The sequence below is a fragment of the Sphingorhabdus pulchriflava genome (assembly GCF_003367235.1).
In the GTDB taxonomy this organism is placed as follows: Bacteria; Pseudomonadota; Alphaproteobacteria; order Sphingomonadales; family Sphingomonadaceae; genus Sphingorhabdus_B; species Sphingorhabdus_B pulchriflava.
Window position 1 is genome coordinate 1,337,897 of record NZ_QRGP01000001.1, and the last position, 20,793, is coordinate 1,358,689.

General features: G+C 59.4%; 18 protein-coding genes. 15 read left to right on the forward strand and 3 right to left on the reverse strand.

Annotated features, from left to right (window positions below; genetic code table 11):
• Positions 1–143: 143 nt before the first annotated feature.
• The 9 genes from DXH95_RS06680 to DXH95_RS06725 all read left to right on the forward strand — a co-directional run bounded on the left by DXH95_RS06680 (position 144) and on the right by DXH95_RS06725 (position 10,545).
• Positions 144–2,744 (forward strand): TonB-dependent receptor plug domain-containing protein, encoded by a 2,601-nt coding sequence (locus DXH95_RS06680; RefSeq protein ID WP_115548608.1) that lies wholly within the window; start codon positions 144–146, stop codon positions 2,742–2,744.
• Positions 2,745–2,871: 127 nt separating this feature from the next.
• On the forward strand, positions 2,872–4,182 hold the full coding sequence (gene purB / locus DXH95_RS06685; protein ID WP_115548609.1) for an adenylosuccinate lyase: 1,311 nt from the start codon (positions 2,872–2,874) through the stop codon (positions 4,180–4,182).
• Between the two features lie 82 nt (positions 4,183–4,264).
• On the forward strand, positions 4,265–4,555 hold the full coding sequence (locus tag DXH95_RS06690) for a DUF1049 domain-containing protein (RefSeq protein WP_115548610.1): 291 nt from the start codon (positions 4,265–4,267) through the stop codon (positions 4,553–4,555).
• Complete coding sequence (gene pyrF / locus DXH95_RS06695; RefSeq protein ID WP_115548611.1) at positions 4,552–5,226, forward strand: orotidine-5'-phosphate decarboxylase; 675 nt, start codon at positions 4,552–4,554, stop codon at positions 5,224–5,226. The genes DXH95_RS06690 and pyrF overlap by 4 nt, the downstream gene beginning before the upstream one ends.
• A 12-nt stretch (positions 5,227–5,238) precedes the next feature.
• Positions 5,239–5,883 (forward strand): phosphoribosylanthranilate isomerase, encoded by a 645-nt coding sequence (locus DXH95_RS06700; RefSeq protein ID WP_115548612.1) that lies wholly within the window; start codon positions 5,239–5,241, stop codon positions 5,881–5,883.
• Positions 5,884–6,015: 132 nt separating this feature from the next.
• Positions 6,016–7,248 carry a tryptophan synthase subunit beta gene (trpB, locus tag DXH95_RS06705; RefSeq protein WP_115548613.1) on the forward strand — a complete coding sequence of 411 codons (1,233 nt, stop codon included), beginning with the start codon at positions 6,016–6,018 and terminating at the stop codon, positions 7,246–7,248.
• Positions 7,249–7,441: 193 nt separating this feature from the next.
• On the forward strand, positions 7,442–8,224 hold the full coding sequence (trpA, locus tag DXH95_RS06715) for a tryptophan synthase subunit alpha (protein ID WP_115548615.1): 783 nt from the start codon (positions 7,442–7,444) through the stop codon (positions 8,222–8,224).
• Positions 8,225–8,340: 116 nt separating this feature from the next.
• The gene (gene accD / locus DXH95_RS06720) at positions 8,341–9,195 is read left to right on the forward strand and encodes an acetyl-CoA carboxylase, carboxyltransferase subunit beta (protein WP_115548616.1); all 855 of its coding nucleotides are present in this window, start codon (positions 8,341–8,343) and stop codon (positions 9,193–9,195) included.
• Positions 9,196–9,204: 9 nt separating this feature from the next.
• Positions 9,205–10,545, forward strand: coding sequence for a bifunctional folylpolyglutamate synthase/dihydrofolate synthase (locus tag DXH95_RS06725; RefSeq protein WP_115548617.1), 1,341 nt, complete (start codon positions 9,205–9,207; stop codon positions 10,543–10,545).
• Here the strand turns inward: DXH95_RS06725 and DXH95_RS06730 are convergent.
• Positions 10,542–12,098 carry an AmpG family muropeptide MFS transporter gene (locus DXH95_RS06730; protein WP_115548618.1) on the reverse strand — a complete coding sequence of 519 codons (1,557 nt, stop codon included), beginning with the start codon at positions 12,096–12,098 and terminating at the stop codon, positions 10,542–10,544. The genes DXH95_RS06725 and DXH95_RS06730 overlap by 4 nt on opposite strands.
• Before the next feature lie 206 nt (positions 12,099–12,304).
• On the opposite strand from DXH95_RS06730, the gene DXH95_RS06735 reads away from it, so the two are divergent.
• From DXH95_RS06735 to DXH95_RS06745, 3 genes are read left to right on the forward strand one after another with little or no spacing between them, the layout of a single operon-like run.
• Positions 12,305–13,186 (forward strand): pseudouridine synthase, encoded by an 882-nt coding sequence (locus DXH95_RS06735; RefSeq protein WP_115548619.1) that lies wholly within the window; start codon positions 12,305–12,307, stop codon positions 13,184–13,186.
• Entirely contained in the window at positions 13,183–13,737 is a 555-nt protein-coding gene (rsmD, locus tag DXH95_RS06740; RefSeq protein ID WP_115548620.1) for a 16S rRNA (guanine(966)-N(2))-methyltransferase RsmD, read from the forward strand. Before DXH95_RS06735 ends, rsmD begins: the two co-directional genes overlap by 4 nt.
• Positions 13,734–14,645, forward strand: coding sequence for a DMT family transporter (locus tag DXH95_RS06745; RefSeq protein ID WP_115548621.1), 912 nt, complete (start codon positions 13,734–13,736; stop codon positions 14,643–14,645). The genes rsmD and DXH95_RS06745 overlap by 4 nt, the downstream gene beginning before the upstream one ends.
• Here the strand turns inward: DXH95_RS06745 and DXH95_RS06750 are convergent.
• Positions 14,610–15,887: an MFS transporter gene (locus DXH95_RS06750; RefSeq protein ID WP_115549439.1), complete on the reverse strand. Its 1,278-nt coding sequence runs from the start codon at positions 15,885–15,887 to the stop codon at positions 14,610–14,612. The two genes, DXH95_RS06745 and DXH95_RS06750, sit on opposite strands and share 36 nt — an antisense overlap.
• Positions 15,888–15,951: 64 nt before the next feature.
• Between DXH95_RS06750 and DXH95_RS06755 the strand changes: the two genes are divergently transcribed.
• Positions 15,952–18,261: an ATP-dependent helicase gene (locus DXH95_RS06755; RefSeq protein ID WP_115548622.1), complete on the forward strand. Its 2,310-nt coding sequence runs from the start codon at positions 15,952–15,954 to the stop codon at positions 18,259–18,261.
• On the opposite strand, the gene DXH95_RS06760 is transcribed toward DXH95_RS06755, so the two are convergent.
• A complete protein-coding gene (locus DXH95_RS06760) occupies positions 18,262–18,726 on the reverse strand; it encodes a hypothetical protein (protein WP_115548623.1) in 465 nt (154 codons plus the stop codon). It lies immediately after the preceding gene.
• Between the two features lie 193 nt (positions 18,727–18,919).
• On the opposite strand from DXH95_RS06760, the gene DXH95_RS06765 reads away from it, so the two are divergent.
• Together DXH95_RS06765 and DXH95_RS06770 are read left to right on the forward strand one after the other, a co-directional pair.
• Positions 18,920–19,579 (forward strand): PilZ domain-containing protein, encoded by a 660-nt coding sequence (locus tag DXH95_RS06765; protein WP_181883588.1) that lies wholly within the window; start codon positions 18,920–18,922, stop codon positions 19,577–19,579.
• A gap of 263 nt (positions 19,580–19,842) precedes the next feature.
• Positions 19,843–20,781, forward strand: a complete 939-nt coding sequence (locus DXH95_RS06770; RefSeq protein WP_115548625.1) for a DUF4349 domain-containing protein — start codon at positions 19,843–19,845, stop codon at positions 20,779–20,781.
• Positions 20,782–20,793: the final 12 nt, after the last annotated feature.

Here is a 20,793-nt window from a genome sequence, read left to right on the forward strand (position 1 = left end):
CTCAAGCTGCATTATGCTGCGTTGCAATAATGACACAGGAATGTCAAAAAATGAACAGAAATTGCGCCTTTGCTGGCCAAGTCTTTGCATAAGTGGCAGCATTCCGAGCACCAAATTCTTTTGAACAGGGCAAAGGACCAAAAATGAAAAAATCCAGCACCGGATCGCTCCTTGCAATCTCCGCCTCATTTGCAGCCATGATGGTTGCGGCAGCCACACCCGCTTATGCGCAAGACGAAGCGCAGGCTGAAGATGCAGCAGACCAGCCTGCCATCATCGTTACCGGCACACGCCGCACCGACCGCACCGTCGCCGACAGCCCTGTCCCGGTCGACGTCCTTTCCGCCGCCGATCTGGTGAACAGCGGCTCGACCGAAACCAACCGCTTGCTCAACCAACTGGTTCCCTCGTTCAACTTCCCGCAACCTTCGCTGACCGACGGTACGGACTCGCTGCGTCCTGCGACGCTGCGCGGCCTTGCACCTGACCAGGTGCTCGTACTCGTCAACGGCAAGCGTCGTCACCAGTCGTCTTTGATCAACCTAAACGGTTCGGTCGGCCGTGGTTCGACGGCTGTTGATATGAACACCATCCCGCCGCTTGCGATCGAGCGCATCGAAGTGCTGCGCGATGGCGCTGCCTCGCTTTATGGGTCTGACGCGATTGCGGGCGTTATCAACGTCCAGCTGAAAAAAGGTGTGGGCGGCCGCGCACAGGCAACCTATGGCAAGTACATCACCACGATGGAAGATGTCGGCCAGGTTGACACCGTCGCATTGACGACTGGTGCATCGGACAATCCGGTGATTACCTATACCGGGCAGGATCGCAAACGCCGCGACGGTGATACCTATACCTTTGCGTCTAACTTTGGCCTTCCGGTTGGCGATAGCGGTTATCTGAACTTCACCGCCGAATATAAGGACCGCTCGCCGACCAACCGTTCAGGTCCGGATATCCGCCGCAACTATTTCAACGCAGGCGATCCGCGCGAAGCAACGTTCAACCGTTATGCACACCGTTATGGCGATGGCGTTTCGAAGGATCTGAACTTCTTCCTGAACGCAGGCTATGATCTGTCGGACAATATCGAATTCTATACATTCGGCAGCTACGGCGTGCGTGACGGCAATGGCGCGGGCTTCTATCGCCGCTCGTCTGACGTCCGCAACCGCGACTGGGCAGCGTCGACAACGACATTCGTTCCCATTTATGCAGATGGCTTCCTGCCTCTCATTGCGAGTGAAATCGTCGACATTTCGGCAGCGGCAGGTCTCCGTGGCGCGCTGGGTTCTTGGGATTATGACCTGTCGGTCGTCTATGGCTCGAACCTGTTAAACTATAAGGTCGAGAACAGCGTCAACACCTCGCTCGGTGGCACCGACAGCGCCCGTCGCTTTAACGCGGGCGGAATGCGCGCTGGCCAGACGACAGTCAATCTCGACATGCGTCGTGACCTTGATCTGGGCATCGGCGATAGTATCTCGCTCGCATTCGGTGGCGAGTATCGCGACGAGAATTACAAGATCGTCGCGGGCGAATTGCAGAGCTATATCAACGGCCCGTTCTCGGTAGCACCATTCAACGCGGCAGGTGGCTCTCAGGTGTTCCCGGGTTTCCGTCCGAGCAATGCCACCGATGAATCGCGTGACAGCTATGCCGGCTATGTCGAACTCGACGCCGACCTGAGCTCCAGCTTCACATTGCAGCTTGCCGGTCGTTATGAACATTATAGCGACTTTGGCAGCACCGTGAACGGCAAGGCCGCCGCACGCTTCGAACCTATCGATGGCCTCGCCTTCCGCGGTTCTATCTCGACCGGCTTCCGTGCACCCAGCCTCGCACAGCAATCCTTTGCAACGACATCGACCAACAATGTCGGCGGTACCTTGATTGAAGTTGGCACTTTCCCGGTTTCATCACCCGTGGCCATTGCCTTGGGTGCCGAACCGCTCAAGCCGGAAAAATCCGTAAACTTCGGCGGTGGCTTCACCTTTACGATGCTTGATGGGCTGAACCTGACGGTCGACTATTACAACATCAAGATTGAGGACCGTATCACGCTGACAGAGAACCTGCAGGGTGCCGATGTGGTTAGCCAGTTGACGGCCGCAGGCATCACTGGTGTCTCGTCAGCCCGTTTCTTCATCAACGGCATCGACACCAAAACCGAAGGTCTGGACGTTGTCGCCAGCTACCGCGTCCCCGATTTCGGAATGGGTACGGTCCGTCTGAGCGCGGGCTATAATCTGAACAATACCGAGATTACCGACCGCCGCGTCTTTTCTGGCTTCACCGCGCAGCGCCTGTTTGCACGTCAGGAAAGCTATCGCCTGACCGACGGCCAACCCAAGAACAAGCTGAATTTCAGCCTCGATTGGGATTATGACATGTTCGGACTGACGCTGCGTACCAACCGCTATGGCGAAGTCTTCCTTCCGAGCAGCTTCTCGACCGCCGCGAACAACAACAATATCGCGCTGGCACCGGGTGACGTCCCGGGTGACATCTTCCTGTCGCCCAAATGGGTCACCGACCTTGAACTGCGCGTAAAGCCGATGGAAAAGCTGTCGCTCGCGATTGGTGCGAACAATTTGTTCGACGTATACCCTGATCGCCTGCCCTTTGGCACGGTCGACGGGGTGAATTATGGCCTGAACAATTCGTTCCTGCCCTATAGCTCGCAATCGCCCTTCGGCTTCAGCGGCCGCTTCCTTTATGGTCGCGTTTCGTACGAGTTCTAAATTGCGCTGACAAAATGACGAAAGGGCGGTGCGATTGCGCCGCCCTTTTTCGTTGCGCTTTTGACGCTGTGCGCCCCGCCTGCTAACGGCGCGGGCGACTCCACGCCTCTCAGCAGAAAGCCCGCACATGGTCCCCCGTTACGCCCGTCCCGACATGGTTGCCATCTGGGAACCCGAAAACCGTTTCAAAATCTGGTTCGAGATAGAGGCGCACGCGACAGAAGCGCTTGCAGAATTTGGCGTAGTTCCAAAATCGGCAGCAGAAGCGCTGTGGAAATGGTGGGCAACCAACCCGTCGATCGATGTGGCCGCTATCGACGCCATCGAAGCCGTCACCAAGCATGACGTTATCGCCTTCCTGACCTGGGTGGCAGAGCAAGTCGGCGACGAAGCTCGCTTCATGCACCAGGGTATGACTTCGAGCGACGTACTCGACACCTGCCTCGCTGTGCAGATGGCGCGCGCGTCAGACCTGCTGCTCGCCGATCTTGATGCGCTGCTGGAAGCCATCAAGCGCCGCGCATTCGAGCACAAGATGACGCCCTGCATCGGCCGCAGCCACGGCATCCATGCCGAACCCGTTACCTTTGGTCTCAAAATGGCCGAGGCCTATGCCGAATTTTCGCGCTGCAAGGAGCGCCTGATCGCTGCGCGCAAGGATGTCGCAACCTGCGCGATTTCCGGCGCGGTCGGCACCTTCGCCAATATCGACCCGCGCGTTGAAGAGCATGTTGCGGCAAAGCTTGGCCTGTCGGTCGAGCCGGTTTCGACGCAGGTTATCCCGCGTGATCGCCATGCGATGTTCTTTGCCACTTTGGGCGTCATCGCCTCGTCTGTCGAACGCCTCGCTGTCGAAATCCGTCACTTGCAGCGCACCGAAGTGCTGGAGGCGGAGGAGTATTTCTCGCCCGGCCAAAAGGGTTCGTCGGCGATGCCGCACAAGCGCAACCCGGTGCTGACCGAAAACCTGACCGGCCTCGCCCGCATGGTGCGCAGTTATTCCATCCCAGCGATGGAAAATGTCGCACTTTGGCATGAGCGCGACATCAGCCACAGTTCGGTCGAACGCTATATTGGCCCCGATGCCACGATTACGCTGGACTTCGCGCTCGGTCGCCTCACCGGCGTGATCGACAAGCTGCTCGTCTATCCGGAGCGGATGCAGAAGAATTTGGACAAGATGGGCGGCCTCGTCCATTCACAGCGCGTATTGCTTGCGCTGACGCAGGCGGGTGTTAGCCGCGAAGACAGCTATCTGCTGGTGCAGCGTAACGCGATGAAGGTGTGGGAATCGGACGGGCAATTGTCGCTGCTCGAACTGCTGAAGGCCGACCCGGACGTGACCAAGGCGCTCAGCCCACAGGAAATCGAAGAGAAATTCGACCTCGGCTATCACCTGAAGCATGTCGATACGATTTTCGCGCGGGTTTTTGGGTAGTTCGGGGCAAAAGCCAAGAGGGCTGGAAACCTTGCTCTCCTTCCCTTAAGCTGCGCGCAAACAGACAAAGGAGAAGCCGCGAATGTCGTTCCTGAAAACCCTTTTCTGGGTCATTTTCCTCGTCGGCTTTACCGTTTTTGCTATCAACAACTGGCAGCCGGTTTCGATGAAATTGTGGAACGGCCTGTGGCTCGACAGCAAATTGCCCGCTGTCATGGGCGCGAGCTTCCTGCTGGGTTTCCTGCCACTGTGGATCTGGCATCGCGCCATGCACTACCGTCTCAACCGCCGGATCGCGACGTTGGAAAGCGGCGCCAAGACCATGGCCGCCAATTTCACGCCCACCAGTGCGACACCGGAGACAAGAATATGAGCAACCCGGTCTATGTTGCGATTGACACGCCCCTGCTCGACGACGCGCTTAATCTTGTCCGCAAGGTCAAGGCGCATGTCGGGGGGGTGAAGCTGGGCCTCGAATTTTTCTGCGCTAATGGCCATCATGGCGTGCATGAAGTTCAGAAACTTGGCCTTCCCATCTTTCTCGACCTCAAACTGCACGACATTCCCAATACCGTCGCCAAGGCGATGCAGGCGATCAACACGCTCGAGCCCGCCATCGTCACGATCCACGCCAGCGGCGGCCGCGCGATGATGGAAGACGCCAAAGCGGCAGCGGGAATCCATACAAAGGTGGTCGGCGTGACCGTACTCACGAGCCTCGACGATCATGATCTGAGCCGTGTCGGCGTTGCCGATGCACCCGATGCACAGGTAGCCCGTCTAGCCGCACTGGCGCAGGAAGCCGGGCTCGACGGCATCGTCTGTTCCGGTCATGAAGTGAAATCCGCGCGCAAAGCCTGGAAAGACGGCTTTTTCGTCGTTCCCGGTTTGCGCCCTGCTGGTGCCAGCACCGCCGACCAGAAACGCATCGTCACCCCGCGCCAGGCGCGCGATGATGGGGCAAGTATTTTGGTGATCGGACGGCCTATTACCAAGGCGGAAGACCCCGACGCGGCTGCACGCGCGATTGTGGGGACGCTGTAAAGCGCGACAGTTATGCAAACCCAAATCAAAATCTGCGGCCTTTCGAATGAAGCTGCCATTGATGCTGCGGCTGAGGCTGGCGCAACACATATCGGCCTCGTTCATTTCGAAAAAAGCCCGCGCCATGTCAGCCTTGAACTGGCGGCGGCCTTGCGCATGCGCACGCCGCCTAGCCTGAAGGTCGTGCTGCTGCTGGTAAACGCCGACCCCGAATTGACCGACAAGGCGCTCCAGAGGGTGCGGCCCGATGTCGTGCAGTTTCACGGCACCGAAACCCCCGAATGGCTGGCGCTCGTCCGCCAATATAGCGAGGCCGAAATCTGGAAGGCGGTCGGTCTGAAAGACCGGCAGACGCTGGTCAATGCGGATCGTTTTGCGGGGGTGGTCGACCGGATTTTGTTCGATGCCCCGGCACAGGCTCTGCCGGGCGGAACCGGCACACGCGTTGACTGGTCTTTGCTCAACCATTTCGAGCATCGCACGCCCTGGGGCCTGGCTGGCGGTCTGACACCGGATAATGTCGCCGAAGCGCTGCGGGCCACCCATGCGCCGCTGGTCGATGTTTCTTCGGGTGTAGAGAGCGCTCCCGGCGTCAAGGATGTGGACAAGATTGCGGCCTTCTGCCAAGCGGTCCGCGACTTTCAGGCTAACCATTGATACCGTAGCCCTGAGCAGCAGTCGTCTGGCGACTGCGTCCGTCGAAGGGCGCCTATCGGCCTTGCGCCATGCGGTGAGGCGTGCTTCGACAGGCTCAGCACTACGGTGAAATTTGAACGGCATTCGAGACTTATGAACGCGACTGTAAATTCCTTCCGTAACCAGCCCGACGAGCGCGGGCATTTTGGGCAGTTTGGCGGCCGCTATGTCGCCGAAACGCTGATGCCGCTCGTGCTCGATCTCGAACGCGAATATCGCGCGGCAAAGCAGGACCCGGCATTCGCCGCGCAGTTCGACGATCTGCTCGAACATTATGTGGGCCGCCCTTCCCCGCTTTATTACGCCGAACGGCTGACCGAGGAACTGCGTAAAGACGCGCCTGCCGGAAAAGGCGCGCAAGTCTGGTTCAAGCGTGATGAGCTGAACCACACCGGCGCGCACAAGATCAACAATTGCATTGGCCAGATCCTGCTCGCGATCCGCATGGGCAAGACGCGGATCATTGCCGAGACCGGCGCTGGCCAGCACGGCGTGGCCACCGCCACTGTCTGCGCGCGTTTCGGCCTGCCTTGTGTGATCTATATGGGTGCCAAGGATGTCGAGCGGCAACAGCCTAATGTATTCCGGATGAAGTTGCTCGGCGCGGAAGTCGTGCCTGTCACCAGCGGCGCAAACACGCTGAAAGACGCGATGAACGAGGCACTGCGCGACTGGGTCGCCAATGTGCACGACACTTTCTACATCATCGGCACCGCCGCAGGCCCGCACCCCTATCCCGAACTGGTCCGCGATTTCCAGAGCGTGATCGGCAAGGAAGCGCGCGCGCAGATGCTGAGCCGCACCGGTCGCCTGCCCGATCTGCTGGTAGCGGCGATTGGCGGCGGATCGAACGCCATCGGTCTGTTCCATCCGTTTCTGGATGATGCGGATGTCGCCATGCTGGGCATTGAGGCAGCGGGGCATGGGCTGAACAAGGAACATGCTGCGAGCCTTGCAGGCGGACGCCCCGGCATCCTCCACGGCAACAAGACCTATTTGCTGCAGGATGAAGACGGCCAGATCGCGGAGGCGCATTCGATTTCAGCAGGCCTCGACTATCCCGGTATCGGGCCAGAGCATAGCTGGTTGAAAGAAATCGGTCGCGTGCGTTACGACAGCGTGACCGACACCGAGGCGCTCGAAGGCTTCCAACTGCTCTGCCGCACCGAAGGGATTATTCCGGCGCTTGAGCCTTCGCACGCGATTGCCGCAGTCGCGCGTGAAGCGGCGAAGATGGACCGCGACCAGATCATCCTCGCCAATTTGTGCGGACGTGGGGATAAGGATATCTTCACCGTCGCCGAGGCGTTGGGAGAGAAAATGTGATCAAACATATTTTCGATGAATTCTTTCGGTTCATGGGATTATTCTGCACGGTCGTGATCTCATATGCTTTTGTAAAAAGCGTTTTGACCGGACGACCGCCGGAATTTCCGCTGTCGGGTGAATGGCTGCCCTGGCTAGTTCTGGCTGTAGCCGCTCTGACTGGGGCATTTGTAAGACAGCGAAAGACGTCGCGATGACCCGTCTCTCCTCCGCCTTCCACGCCGACCGCGCCGCGCTCGTCACCTTCATCACCGCGGGCGATGGCGATACCGCCGCCAATCTTGATGCGCTGGTCGCGGGCGGGGCCGACGTGATCGAGCTGGGCATGCCCTTCACCGATCCGATGGCCGATGGCCCCGCGATCCAGAAAGCGAATATCCGCAGTCTGGAAGCCGGCACGACCACGGCGGATATCTTCGCCATCGCCACCGCCTTCCGCGCGCGGTACCCCAATGTTCCGCTGGTGCTGATGGGCTATGCCAATCCGATGACGATCCGCGGGCCCGAATGGTTCGCCGCCGAATGCGTGAAAGCTGGCGTCGACGGCGTGATCTGCGTCGACATTCCGCCAGAGGAAGATGCCGAACTCGGCCCTGCTTTGCGCGCTGCCGGCGTCGACCTGATCCGCCTCGCCACGCCGACTACCGATGCCGCTCGGCTGCCCACGGTACTCGATGGCTCGAGCGGTTTTCTCTATTATGTCTCGGTCGCCGGAATCACCGGCCTGCAACAGGCCGCGCAAGCCAGCATCGAGGATGCTGTCTCACGGTTGAAAGCAGCCACCACTATCCCCGTCGCTGTCGGCTTTGGCGTGCGCACACCCGAGCAGGCTGCGGCGATTGCCAAGGTGGCCGACGGCGTCGTGGTCGGCTCGGCGATTGTCGAATTGGTTGCCGAGCATGGCCGCGATGCCGCTGGCCCGGTGCGCGATTATGTGGTTTCGTTGAAAGCGGCTATCAATTCTGCGCGCAGCTAATTACAAAACCGTAGTGCTGAGCCTGTCGAAGCACGCTTCAAGGTTTAGGCTAACCTGAAAAGCGCCCTTCGACAGGCTCAGGGCTACGGTGAAATTTCAAGGGTAGGTTGAAAACAATGAACTGGGTCACCCGCGTCCGCAACGCCATCCCCTTCATCGCAAAGCGCGAGACGGCGGAAACGCTTTGGCACAAGTGCAAGGGCTGCAACACGATGATCTTCCTCAAGGAATATGAGGAAAACCAGTCGGTCTGCCCAAAATGCGATTTCCACGGTCGCATCGGCCCTGCAGAACGCTTTGCCGCGATTTTCGATGCCGACAGCTTCACCGTGCTGCCTATGCCGCGCGTCGCCGAAGACCCGCTGAAGTTCAAGGACAGCAAGAAATATCCTGACCGCATCAAGGCCGCCCGCGCCGCCACTGGTGAGCAAGACGCGATGGTCAGCGCACGCGGCACAATCGATGGCCATGCCGCCGTCGTCAGCGTGCAGGATTTTGCCTTCATGGGCGGATCGATGGGCATGGCCGTCGGCGAAGCCTTCATCGCTGCGGCACAGGAAGCGCTCGACGCCAAATGCCCCTATATCATCTTCACCGCCGCCGGCGGCGCGCGCATGCAAGAGGGCATTCTCAGCCTGATGCAAATGCCCCGCACAACGGTTGCGATCCAAATGCTACGTGAGGCAGGCCTGCCCTATATCGTCGTGTTGACCGACCCGACCACCGGTGGCGTCACCGCCAGCTATGCGATGCTGGGTGATATCCAGATCGCCGAACCCGGCGCGCTTATCGGTTTTGCCGGACAGCGCGTGATCGAACAGACGATCCGCGAAAAACTGCCCGAAGGCTTTCAGCGCGCCGAATATCTGCTTGAGCATGGCATGGTCGACATGGTGACCCACCGCCACGAACTGAAAGCTACGCTGGCGCGGCTGGTCGATTATCTGACCGCCAGCAAAAAGGCGGCCTAGTTCTCCACCTTGGCCGACCATGCAAAGTCCGATTCCCCCGCCGTCCAGGCGCAGCTTGACCGACTGACCGCACTGTCGCCGGGGCGCGATACGCTGGGGCTGGAGCGCATTACCGCTTTGTGCGAACGGCTGGGCAATCCGCAAGACCTTCTGCCGCCGGTGTTCCATGTTGCAGGCACCAATGGCAAGGGTTCGACGTGCGCCTTTCTGCGCGGCGCAATCGAAGCAGCGGGCCTCAAATGCCACGTCTATTCGAGCCCGCATCTTGTGCGCTTCAACGAACGCATAAGGGTTGCGGGCAAATTGATTGAGGATGAGGTGCTGGCCGCGCTGCTATCGGAGGTGCTCGACCGTGCAGAAGGATTGCAGGCGAGCTTCTTTGAGGTGACCACCGCTGCTGCTTTCCTTGCTTTTTCACGCACCCCTGCCGACGCCTGCGTCATCGAAGTTGGTCTGGGCGGGCGTCTCGACGCCACCAATATCATCCAGAAACCCGCGGTGTGCGGCATAGCCTCGCTCGGCATAGACCATGAAGGCTTTTTGCTTGCACCGGAGGAGGGCGTCCCCGAAATGCCACCCCTTGAACGGATTGCTTTCGAAAAATCAGGCATTGCAAAAGCGGATGTGCCTCTGGTTTGTCAGAAATATGCGCCATCGATGTTGGCTGCCATTGCGAAACAGGTGATGCATGCGGGCGCGGCCTTGCGAGATCGGGGCGAAGGCTGGGATGCCACCGTTTATGAGGGCAGACTGCACTACAGGGATAAGGCAGGAAAATTTTCGGTCCCTTTGCCGCTTATGGTTGGGCCTCATCAGGCCGACAATGCCGCGCTTGCCATTGCAATGCTGCGCCATCAACACGCGTTTGGCATTCCGGAAAGCGCCCTCACTGCCGCTATGGAATGGACGCGCTGGCCTGCGCGCATGCAGCGCCTGTCGCCGGGGCCATTGGTCGACGTACTGCCGGTCGGGAGCGAGGTCTGGCTCGATGGCGGGCACAATCCTGATGCCGGCGATGCCCTCGCCAAAGCACTTGAAGGATTGGCTAAGCTAGACGTGGTATGCGGGCTACTCAAAAATAAGGACGCCATTGGCTTCCTCCGTCCTTTCGCCGACAAAATCGAAACCTTTCAGGCAGTGCCAATCCCTGGGCATGAGCATTATGACCCCCAGGAACTTTGCTCCTGTGTTGTGGAAGAATTTGGAATAAAGGACGCAGTGCCGTCTTTATCGGTTTCGGATTCGCTGCACCAACTGGCGCAAGCAAATAAACCGGTGTCAGCACTAATCTGCGGCTCGCTTTACCTGGCCGGAGAGGTCCTGCGTTTGAACGACGAAGTGCCTTCCTAAGCCACCGTCGCTGCCTTGCCTTTCCATGCGAGCAATCCGCCCGCGACCAGAACCGCCGCAAAAATGGCGGTAATATTGTTCGCCAACTCCAGCGGTTGCGACAATAGCAAGCCGACAAGCCCGACAACGACCAGCAGGAACCCCGTTATCCGCAACGCACCGACAGGTTCCTTCAGCACCTTTTCATCAACGCCTTCTGTCTGCCGGATATTCTGGACGACATAGCCTTTGCTCCACAACACCCACAGCAGGATCATGCCGGGAATGGCTGCAACCACGGTAAAGCCCCAGAAACCGACCCAACCCACCTTATCGGCGATAATGCCAGCAGGCCCCGCCATGAAGGTGCGCCCAACCCCGGCAAAGGAAGACAGCAACGCAAACTGTGTCGCGGTATAGGCGATGCTTGAGAGACCGGAGAGATAGGTAGTGAACACTGTCAGCCCGATGCCGCTTGTGATATTTTCGGTGCAGATCGCTGCGACCATCATCCAGTAATTGTTACCAGTAGCGGCGAGGATCATGAACATGACGTTCGAGAACATCATCAACAGACCGGATATGAGAAGCGCTCGCCCCATACCTAACCAAAGGATGAATGGCGCACCCAAAGCCGAACCAACGATCAGCGCGCCATAGCCCCAAAATTTGTTGGCCGTGATATAGTCGGTATCCGAAAACCCGACATCAACGATCATCGGACCAAGCATCGCCTGCCCCATCGCATCGCCCACTTTATACACCAGCACAAAACCAAGGATCAGGAACGCGCCGTGGCGCGACATGAACTCGCGGAAGGGATTGACGACGGTTTCCTTGAGCCATTGACCGGCAGACATCCCCGCAGCCTCGGCATAGCGATCGACAAATTTGCCCGGACCAATGATGAATGCCCCGATAATGGCAGGAATGATGCAAAAAGCGGTCAGGCCATAGGCCGTGGCCCAGCCCAAGCCTAGTCCCTCAGCCGAAGCAAAATAGATGGTTCCTGCCCCGGCAATCAGATTTCCCGTCCGATAGCCAAACTGGTTGGTGGCGGTTCCGTGGGCAAACTCTTCCTCATCAAGAATTTCGATACGATAGGCGTCGATAACAATGTCCTGCGTCGCAGACAGAAAGGCGACAACAAACGCCCAGAAGGCAAAAATCCCCAAACTGCCAGGCTGCGGATTACTGGCACCCAATTGCCAGATGGCGAAAAAGAGGAATGTCTGGACAAAAAACAGCCATGCCCTGCGCTGACCAAACATCTTGGTCAGGATGGGCAATGGAGTTTTGTCGACTAAGGGCGCCCACAGGAATTTGAGTGTATATGGCAAAGTCAGCGCAACCGCAAAGCCGATGGTCGCTGTGTCGATCCCGACTTTCGCCAACCAGAATGTCATCGTCGCGACCAAAAGGGTGAACGGGAAACCGCTCGAAATGCCAAGCAGGAAGGCGACTAGCGGCGCTTTGCGAAGATAGGGCCGGAACGATTTAATCGTCAGCGCGGCGATAATGACCCCGCCAATGACTGCCGCAAAAATGATAAAGCGGATTAAATCAACCGACATGCGACCTCCCGGGTGCTTATTTTTCACCGCAGTGCTGAGCCTGTCGAAGCACGTCGCAAGGTTTGCGCTGCCGCCGATGGGCGCCCTTCGACAAGCTCAGGGCTACGGTTTTGTATTACTGACGCGTGTCTAATCGGATTTTCCTGAACCGCCAATGTCTTTAACAGCCACGTGACTTTTGCAGACAAGTCGGGCATGGCGCGCGCATGGCTCAACCTCCCTCCAAACGCCCGCCTGCCAAAGGCCCTGCTTCGGGCAAGCCCCCCGCGCGCCCTGCAAAGCCACCCAAGCTGCGCTGGGACTCGAAACCCGCGCGCAAGCCGCGCCCTGATGCCGCACCAAGCAAAGGCGCACTGGAGAGGGCCGATGGCGAAGAACGTATCGCCAAGCTGCTCGCCCGCGCAGGTGTTGCTTCGCGTCGCGAAATCGAGCGGATGATCGCTGACAAGCGGATCACGCTCAACGGTGTCGCGGTGGAAACCCCGGCAACTTTGCTCAAATCGCTGCATGGTGTCGCGGTTGATGGCAAGGCTGTGGGCCAGCCCGCGCCGACGCAGCTCTATCTATTCCACAAGCCCGAAGGCTGCCTGACCGCCGAGCGTGATTTCAGCGGGCGCAAGACGATCTACGATATCCTGCCCAAGGATCTGCCGCGGCTGATGCCAATCGGCCGGCTCGATTTGAACACTGAAGGGCTGTTGCTCCTCACCAATGATGGCGAGTTCAAGCGCCAGATGGAAATGCCGTCGACAGGCGTCGAGCGCACTTATCGGGCGCGCTGTTTCGGCGACATCAGCCAGTCACAGCTCGAGGAATTGATCCACGGCATAGAAATCGACGGCGTCCGCTACGGCAAGATCGATGCCAATCTCGAACGTCGCACCGGGCGCAATGGCTGGCTGGAAATGACGCTGACCGAGGGCAAGAACCGCGAAGTTCGCCGTGTTCTCGAACATTTCGGGCTGGAGGTAAGCCGCCTGATCCGCACGCGCTATGGCCCGTTCGTCTTGGGTGATATGGCCCCGGGCGACGTCGGCGAAGTGCGTCGGGTGGATTTGATCGAATTCAGGAATACATTGAAAGCATGAGGATTATTTCCGGCACCTGGCGCTCGCGTCCGCTGATCGCGCCCAAAGGCGATACCACGCGCCCGACCGCGGACCGCACCCGCGAGACGCTCTTCTCGATGCTCACCAGCCGCCTCGGTTCGTTCGAAGGCCTGCAGGTACTCGACCTGTTTTCAGGTTCGGGCGCGTTGGGGCTGGAGGCGCTGTCACGCGGTGCTGCGCATTGCGTTTTTGTCGAACAGGACAAAGCCGCACTCGATGCTTTGGAAAGCAACATCTCCAAATTGGGTGCGCGCGACCTGACCGAGATCCGTCGTTCATCGGTACTATCACTGGGGCCAGCACCGAAAGCATATGACCTGATCCTCATGGACCCGCCTTATGGCACAGGAGCGGGTGCTGTAGCGTTGGACAAAATGTCTCGGCTTGGCTGGGTAGCATCGGGCGCGTTGGTCAGCATCGAGACCGGCAACCGCGAAGATACGGTCGTCAAAGGCTTCGAGATCGACACCACACGCGACATCGGCAAAGCACGGCTTACCCTGCTGCGGCCTGAAAGCGGTTCTGAATGACGCAAAGCCCCAAGCTTGACGGCACCGGCTGGCTTTTCATCGGCATCCTCTCCATCCTGTGGGGCGGGGCCTTTTTCCTGATCGAAATCGGGCTGCGCAGCTATCCGCCGATCACCCTCGTCTTCATGCGCCTAGTCCTCGCCGTACCCCCGATGTGGATTGCGATGCGATTGATGGGCGAATGCCTGCCGACCGAACCGCGCATTTGGGGCCTGCTAGCGATCGTCGGCGCACTCAATTGCGCCCTGCCGTTCATCCTGTTCTTCTGGGGGCAACAATATCTCGACAGCGGCTATGCCTCGATCCTGAATGCCACAACGCCGTTGTGGGGCGTGATCACGGCCCATTTCCTGACCATCGATGAAAAGGCGACCCCGGCCCGGATAATCGGCGTGTTGATAGGTATGGCGGGGATCGTGGTGATGGTCGGTCCGGAAGCGATGAAGGGGCTTTCGAACAACCTGCTCGCACAGATTGCCTGCATAATCTCGACTATCTTCTACAGCTTTGCCGCCATTTATGGCCGTCGTCTGTCGCAGACCGAACTGACGCCGATGGCTGTCGCGACGGGGCAAACGATGATGGCAGCGCTGATGATGGTGCCGATTGTCGCGGTGATGGACCAGCCCTGGACAATGGCCGTACCGCGTGTCGATTCGACACTGGCGGGCGTGACGCTGGCGATCTTCTCGACCGCGCTGGCCTATACGCTTTACTTCCGCCTGATCGACCGTTCGGGCGCGTCGAATGCGCAGTTGGTGGCGTTCCTCATGCCGATCCTAGCCGTCATCCTCGGCATCGCCTTCCTCGGCGAGAGCCTGTCGGGCGGGCAGATTGCCGGGGCGGGCCTGATCGCTATCGGGTTGGCTATACTAGACGGCCGCCTCGTCGCGCGATTTCAGAAGTAGCAGGCCGAACAGGCTGAGCACCGCAATCGCCGCAAGATAATAGCCGACATATTCGAGGCCGCGTTCAGACAGCTTGAGCGCGATATTGGGCGCCAGCGCCCCGCCCAGGATTCCCGCCGCGTTGAAGCAGATCGAAGCGCCCGTATAACGAACCCGCGCCGGAAACAGCCCGGGCAGCCAGGCACCGAGCGGGCCGTACACCAGCCCCATCACAAAGAGCAGCAGCGACAGATACACACCGGTCAGGAACAGATCACCGCTGCCCAGCCATGGCGCGGTGGTGAAGCTCGCAACGAACATCGCGGCACATCCGACGCCGAGCACAAAGGCAGGCCGTGTCCGGTCTGCCCAATAGCCGGAAACGATGATCCCTGCGGCCATGAACAGGATCGCGACCAGTTGCACGCCGAGAAAATCCTCCCGCGCAATGCCCAGCTTGGTAGTGCCATAGCCCAGCGCAAAGGCGGTCGAGAGGTAGAAGATCGCAAAGCAGGCAATGGCCGCAAAGGTGCCACCGAAGAGCTGCAACGGATGCGTGCGCACCACCTCGGCGACCGGCACCTTAGGCGGCGGTGCTTCTTCCAAAGCAGCGGCGAAGGCGGGGGTCTCGGTCAGCTTGAGCCTTACCCACAGGCCAATCCCGACCAGCGCAGCACTCAACAGGAAGGGAATCCGCCAGCCCCACTCACGGAAATCGGCATCGCTGAGGAACAGCCCCAAAATCAGGAACAACCCGTTAGACAGAATGAACCCCACCGGCGCGCCGAGTTGCGGGAACATACCATAGCGCGCCTTCTTCCCCTCGGGCGCATTCTCGACCGCAAGCAAGGCGGCCCCGCCCCATTCGCCACCCAATCCAAAGCCCTGCCCAAAGCGCAGAATGCACAGCAGCAGCGGTGCGATCCAACCAGCAACGGCATAGCTTGGCAGGAATGCAATCAGGAAGGTCGAAACCCCCATGATCATCAGCGACCAGACGAGCGTCGCCTTGCGCCCGATGCGGTCGCCATAATGGCCGAACACCAGCGCCCCCACCGGCCTTGCGATAAAGGCCAGCGCAAAGGTCAGCCAGCTTTGCAGCAGCTGCGCCTCGGGGCTGGAGGTCGGGAAGAATAGCGGCCCGAACACCAGCGACGCCGCAGTCGCGAAAATATAGAAGTCGTAAAATTCGACCGCCGTCCCCGCCATTGCCGCGCCGAGAATGCGCTTGTGCGATGCGCCCTGCATTGTCCCCTGTGTCATGCAGCCCTTGCTGGCATCGCCCGCGCTCAAAGGAAAGCGGAAAAGTGCATTGCCCCTGCCGCCCATGTTCCCTAATCGTTCGCGCGTGACTCATAACCTGCCTGCCCCACAATATCCCTGGCTCGAAGGCCTGAACCCGCCGCAGCGCGAGGCTGTGCTGACCACTGAGGGCCCGGTTCTGGTTCTGGCAGGCGCTGGCACTGGCAAGACCGCTGCCCTCACCGCACGTCTTGCGCATATCATTGCCGAGCGGCTGGCATGGCCCTCCGAAATCCTCGCCGTTACTTTCACCAACAAGGCCGCGCGCGAGATGAAGGAACGGATGGGCCGGATGATCGGCGATGCTGTGGAAGGCATGCCCTGGCTTGGCACCTTCCACTCGATCGGCGCGAAGATGCTGCGGCGGCATGCCGAGCTGCTCGGCCTCAAGAGTAATTTCACGATTATTGACACCGACGACCAGCTGCGCCTGCTGAAGCAATTGATCGAGGCTGCCAATCTTGACGAAAAACGCTGGCCCGCGCGCAGCCTCGCTGGCCTCATCGACAAGTGGAAGAATAAAGGCCTGACCCCGACAGACCTCGATGCGGGCGAAAGCGCGCTTTACGCGGACGGCAAGGGCCAGGCGATGTACACCGTCTATCAGGCGCGCCTGCGCGAGCTCAACGCCTGCGACTTTGGCGACTTGCTGCTGCACAATCTGACATTGCTCAAGAACCACCGCGATGTGCTTGAGGAGTATCAGGAGAAGTTCAAATATATCCTCGTCGACGAATATCAGGATACCAACGCCGTCCAATATCTCTGGCTGCGGCTGCTCGCGCAAAAGCGCAAGAATATCGCCTGTGTCGGCGATGACGACCAGTCGATCTACAGCTGGCGCGGCGCAGAGGTCGCCAATATCCTGCGCTTTGAAAAGGATTTTCCTGGCGCAAAGATCGTCCGGCTTGAGCAGAATTACCGCTCCACCCCGCACATCCTCGCCGCCGCATCGGGGTTGATCGCGGCCAATAGCGGGCGGCTGGGCAAGACATTGTGGACCGATCTCGACAGCGGCGAAAAGGTGCGCATCCTTGGCGTGTGGGACGGGCCGGAGGAAGCGCGGCGCATCGGCGACGAGATAGAGGAGCTGCAATATAAAAAGGTCTCGTTGAACGATATCGCGATCCTCGTCCGCGCACAGTTCCAGACGCGCGAATTTGAAGACCGCTTCATCCAGATCGGCCTCAACTACAAGATTATCGGCGGCTTCCGTTTCTACGAGCGCGCCGAAATCCGCGATGCCATCGCCTATCTGCGCGTCATCAACCAGCCTGCCGACGACCTCGCCTTTGAACGCATCGTCAACACGCCGAAACGCGGGATTGGCGACAAAGCGGTCGAAAAAATCCACCGCGTTGCCCGCGCCGAACGCGCACCCTTAAGCGTCGCCGCCGCACGTATCATCGGCACCGACGAACTGACCGGCAAGGCGCGCAAATCGCTCTCCGACCTTGTGATCGACATCGCGCGTTGGAGGGATAGCGCGACCACCCTTCCCCCCTCGGCGCTGACCGAATTGGTGCTCGAAGACAGCGGCTATACCGCGATGCTGCAGGCCGAACGCAGTGTCGAGGCATCGGGGCGGCTCGATAACCTCAAGGAACTCGTCCGCGCGATGGAGGAATATGAATCGCTGGGCGATTTTCTTGAGCATGTCAGCCTCGTCATGGATAATGACGCCAATGCACAAGACGAAGCCGTCACCATCATGACCATCCACGCCGCCAAGGGGTTGGAATTCAACCATGTCTTTTGCGCCGGTTGGGAGGATGGCGTCTTCCCCAGCCAGCGCGCGATGGACGAAGGCGGCCTCGCCAGCGTCGAGGAAGAACGCCGCCTCGCTTATGTCGCGATCACCCGCGCGCGCGAAAAATGCACCATCACCCATGCCGCGAACCGCCGCATTTACGGGCAGTGGACCAGCAGCATCCCCAGCCGCTTCATCGACGAACTGCCCGCAGAGCATGTCGAGAATGAGCAGACGATGACGGGCGGTGCCTCGCTTTGGCGCGCCAACTGGAGCGAACGCGCCGATCCCTTCGCCCACCTCGCCGCCGCCAACGCCACCCGCGCCGGCGCCCGCGGCCCCGGCTGGCAACGCGCCGCAACCAGCGGCGGCTTCAACCCGGTGCCCTCCCGCGTGCAAGAGGCGAGCAAACCTGCGGTGGGATTGGGCGCACAGGGTCGCACCGACCTCGCCATTGGCATGCGCGTGTTTCATGAGAAATTCGGCTACGGCCTGATCGAGGATATCGAAGGCAACAAGCTGGAGATTGAGTTCGAGCAGGCCGGACGGAAGCGAGTGATGGATAGTTTTGTTACGGTGGGGTGATTAACTTAACACCTCCGGCAATTCCCCCAAAATATGCCCCGGCATCGCCCGGTCCCAGTCTTCGCGCGCGGCAATGATCAACACCTTCAAACGCTCGCCCTGCCGTCGCCAAGCGGCGTTGGCCTCCGCGCTCCAAGCTGTGCCTGCCGTATCACCGATGCAGTCGATGGTCAGGTCGATCCAGCTTTCATATTCCGCCCAAGGCAACCGGCCATAACTGCGGTGGGTGAAGGCGAGTTCGTCGACCAGCGGGCCGACCCACAGCTCCTCTCCCTTGGCGAGGCCCAGCATCATCTCCAGCGTTTCGTCGGTCATCCGGCGCGAGGACGCGTCGACATTGATGAAGGTTGCGCGCCTTTCAGGCCATGCGGCAAACCAGCGCGCAAACAATGGATGGCGCAATTCCACGCCCGCATCGGCAACCGCAATCAGGCTGGCTTCCATCAGTTCGGCGTCGCTTGGCATATCCGTTTCTCCGATGCAGATTGCCTGCCTTATCGCCTGTTAAGCATTCAAGTGGTCAATTTACAACGGAAAGCACCCCGATGCGGCGCTGTTACACCGCTTTACGGTTAGCCATGATGAGTGATGAATTTTACAACAAGAACACCGTTACCGCAGAATGTGACACATGTGTCGGTTGGAGTTCGGTCGCAATATGGAATTTGACAGCGGTTCAGCGTTCAAAAATGCCTTCGCGGCGGAGTGCGACGATGTCGTACATTCGCCAATGGCGGACAGGCGCGATGAGGAACGGCAGCTGTCGGTTAGGCTGACCGCAAAGATTATCGTTGCCGGGCGCGAACTGCCGTGCCGCGTGCACAATATTTCGTCGGGCGGCGCAAATATTGAAACGCTGGCGAAATTGACAACCGAAGACCGGCTGCGGATCGAATTCCGCTCCAACCTCTCGCTCGCGGGGAAAGTGCGATGGCAGAACGGCACTTTTGCGGGCATTGAGTTCACCGAACCTGCCGATGTCGATGCGGTGCTGAAAAAGTCCGGTATCTCGATCGCGCGGATCAAGCCGCGCTTGCCGCGCTATGGCTGCAAGGTGCCGGCCAAACTGATCACCGAACAACAAACCATCGAATGCGAGGCCATCGACATATCAACCAACGGCGTGCGGCTTGGCAAAATCAAGCAGCTGAAGCCCGGTGAAAGCTATATGCTGGTTATTGAGGGACTTTCGCGGCGAAAGGTTTCGATGGTCTGGAACCGCGATGACCAGGCCGGGGTCAAATTCGTCAATCCCCTGCGTTTCGACGAATTCGAAAACTGGATTGCGTGGAACCAAGGCGAGATGGTGCCGCAATAGCTGGCGATGGATGGCGCATCATCGAGTCGCGGGGTTGCGTTGCAGCTTATGTTAAGTCCCCCTCAGGCAACGACAGGCTTGGCCGGAAATGTCGAAAATGTTTTTCTCAACTGAATTGCTAGAGTTTCTGCGGACTTCAGCAGGTTCATCCGTCGCATGAGCGCAGCCTCGAACAAGACGGTGCCGACAAAGGCTTGCAATCAGCAATGTAATAACATCTCATCTAGTCAGCGGTGCGTTGCCGCTGTCTTGGGAGAGAAATCATGAAACGCCATGTGTTCGTCCTCGCTACCCCGTTAATTGCCACCACACTGATCCTCGCCGGCTGTCAGGGTGCGGAAGAAACCAAATCGCGCGAAGCCATGTCTACCATGGATGTCCGCGAAGAAGCGCCCATGGCCGAAATGGCGTCCGAGCCGATGACCGCCGATGCTGCCGCTGGCCCAAATGTCCGCGTCAGCGCAGCACCGGGGGTGGCGTTCAACTATCGCTATGCCTTCCGCGTGCCCGATGCAAAGATCGCCGCGGTGCAAGAGGAGCATGCCGCGGCGTGCGAAACGCTGGGCCTGTCGCGCTGCCGCATCACCGGCATGCGCTATTCATTGATCGACGAGGATGAGGTGAACGCCTCGCTCGCCTTCAAGCTCGACCCGTCAATCGCGCGCAAATTCGGCAAAGATGCCATCGCCTCGGTCGAAAAAGCCAAGGGGATATTGGTCGACAGCCAGATTCAGGGCGTCGATGTCGGCAGCGGTATTTCGGCATCCCAACGCCGCAGTTCAGATCTTCAGGCCGAACTCACCCGCATCGAAGCGCGGCTGAAGGCGGGCGGGATGGGCGACCGTGAGCGCACCGAATTACAGGAACAAGCGCGGCGTTTGCGCGAACAGCTGGATGGCGAACGCGACACGCGGCGCAGCGGCGAAGAGCAGCTTGCGACCACGCCGATGGAGTTCGTCTATTCCGGCGGCGAAGGTATCCCCGGCTTTGGCAGCGGCAATCCTTTTGCCGGAGCATGGGAAACCGCGATCGCCAGCTTTGTGACGATGGCGAGTTTCCTGCTGTTGCTGATCGGTGGCGGGCTGCCCTGGGTGCTGCTCGGCGCACTAGTCGTGTGGCTATTGCGGAGTCCTCTGGGTGCTGGCCTGCGCCGCTGGTGGGGCAAGAATACGCCACTGGCGGACGAACCGGTGAAGGAGTGAACAATGTCTCTC